This is a genomic window from Aeromicrobium sp. PFPM2_SD2 (assembly GCF_057364525.1).
This window is the reverse complement of the sequence record NZ_JBNFNZ010000458.1, coordinates 1-1,928: the sequence shown is the minus strand read 5'-3', so window position 1 is coordinate 1,928 and position 1,928 is coordinate 1. Positions and strand designations below refer to the sequence as shown.

At 69.8% G+C, this 1,928-nt stretch carries 2 protein-coding genes; both read right to left on the bottom strand.

The features are described 5' to 3' along the window. Positions 1 to 106: acyl-CoA carboxylase epsilon subunit (locus tag AC2W7G_RS15045; protein WP_485869154.1), on the bottom strand; the 106-nt coding region annotated here is incomplete at its 3' end. A gap of 47 nt (positions 107 to 153) precedes the next feature. Next, the gene (locus AC2W7G_RS15040) at positions 154 to 1,740 is read right to left on the bottom strand and encodes an acyl-CoA carboxylase subunit beta (RefSeq protein WP_485869153.1); all 1,587 of its coding nucleotides are present in this window, start codon (positions 1,738 to 1,740) and stop codon (positions 154 to 156) included. Between the last annotated feature and the right edge of the window lie 188 nt (positions 1,741 to 1,928).

The following is a 1,928-nucleotide window of genomic DNA, read 5'->3' as shown; positions in this document are numbered from 1 at the left end:
CCTCGCGGGCGCCGCGTTCGCGGCGGCGGCGTTGCGGGGCGGCCACGACGGCGACGAGCGCGGCGAGCTCCTCGGGCGTCAGGTCGCCCTTCACGACCCGCAGCACCGGCTTGGCGGCCGGCGAGGGCGCCCCGGGGGTCTGCTCCTGCTCGCTCACAGCGGGATGTTCCCGTGCTTCTTGGGCGGCAGCGTCTCGCGCTTGGTCTTGAGCAGGCGCAGCGCCTTCACGACCTCGGCGCGGGTCTGCGAGGGCTGGATGACGGCGTCGATGTAGCCGCGCTCGGCCGCCACGTAGGGGTTGCAGAGCGAGTCCTCGTACTCGACCATCAGCTCCTGGCGACGCGCCTCCGGGTCGTCGGAGGCCGCGATCTCCTTGCGGAAGATGATGTTCGCCGCGCCCGAGGCGCCCATGACCGCGATCTGCGCCGTCGGCCAGGCGATGTTCACGTCGGCACCGAGGTGCTTGGAGCCCATGACGTCGTACGCGCCGCCGTACGCCTTGCGCGTGATGACCGTGACCAGCGGGACGGTGGCCTCGGCGTAGGCGTAGATGAGCTTGGCGCCGCGGCGGATGATGCCGTTCCACTCCTGGTCGGTGCCGGGCAGGAAGCCGGGCACGTCCACGAACGTCAGCACCGGGATGTTGAACGCGTCGCACGTGCGCACGAACCGCGCGGCCTTCTCGGAGGCGTCGATGTCCAGGCAGCCCGCGAACTGCATCGGCTGGTTGCCGACGACGCCGACGCTGCGGCCCTCGACCCGGCCGAAGCCGACGACGATGTTGGGCGCGAACAGCGCCTGCACCTCGAGGAAGTCGCCGTCGTCCAGCGTCGCCTCGATGACGGTGCGGATGTCGTACGGCTGGTTGGCCGAGTCCGGGATGAGCGTGTCGAGCGCGAGGTCGGTCTCGCTCGGCTCCAGGTCGACGACCTCGTCGTAGACCTCGGGCTCCTCGAGGTTGTTCTGCGGCAGGTAGGAGATGAGCGCCTTGACGTACTCCAGGGCGTCGTGCTCGTCGTGGCCCATGTAGTGGGCGTTGCCGCTCTTGGTGTTGTGCGTGCGGGCGCCGCCGAGCTCCTCCATCGAGACGTCCTCGCCGGTGACGGTCTTGATGACGTCGGGGCCGGTGATGAACATGTTGGAGGTCTGGTCGACCATCACGGTGAAGTCGGTGACCGCGGGGGAGTACACGTGGCCGCCGGCGCACGAGCCCATGATCAGGCTGATCTGCGGGATGACGCCCGAGGCGTGCACGTTGCGCTTGAAGATCTCGCCGTACAGGCCGAGCGAGACGACGCCCTCCTGGATGCGGCGCGGCGCCTCGTTGATGCCGATGATCGGGCTGCCGGTCTTGAGCGCCAGGTCCATGACCTTGAGGATCTTCTCGCCGTAGACCTCGCCGAGGCTGCCGCCGAAGACGCTGAAGTCCTGGCTGAAGACGCACACCTGGCGGCCGTCGATCGTGCCGTAGCCGGTGATGACGCCGTCGCCGAGCGGACGGTTCCGCTGCTGGTCGAAGGCGACGCTGCGGTGCCGCGCGAGGGCGTCCAGCTCGACGAACGAGCCCTCGTCGAAGAGCTGCTCGATGCGCTCGCGGGCGCTCTGGCGTCCCTTCTTGTGCTGCTTCTCCTTGGCGCGCTCGGCCATCTCGACGGTGGCCTCGTGCTGGCGGCGCTGGAAGTCGCTGATCTTCCCCGCCGTGGTGTGCAGCTCCGGGTGGACCTCGATCTGTTCGCTCACCGCCTCAGGGTATCCAGGGGCCCTGGGCGGGGTGTGTGAGGCTAGTCATATGGCCTACGAGGACCTCGACCGACCGCCCCTGGACGTGCGCGCGCTGCGCACCGCGCTCGTCCGCACGAGCTGGTCGGACGTGCGCGTCAGCGCCCGCACGGGCAGCACGAACGCCGACCTCGCGGCGCTCGCGCGGG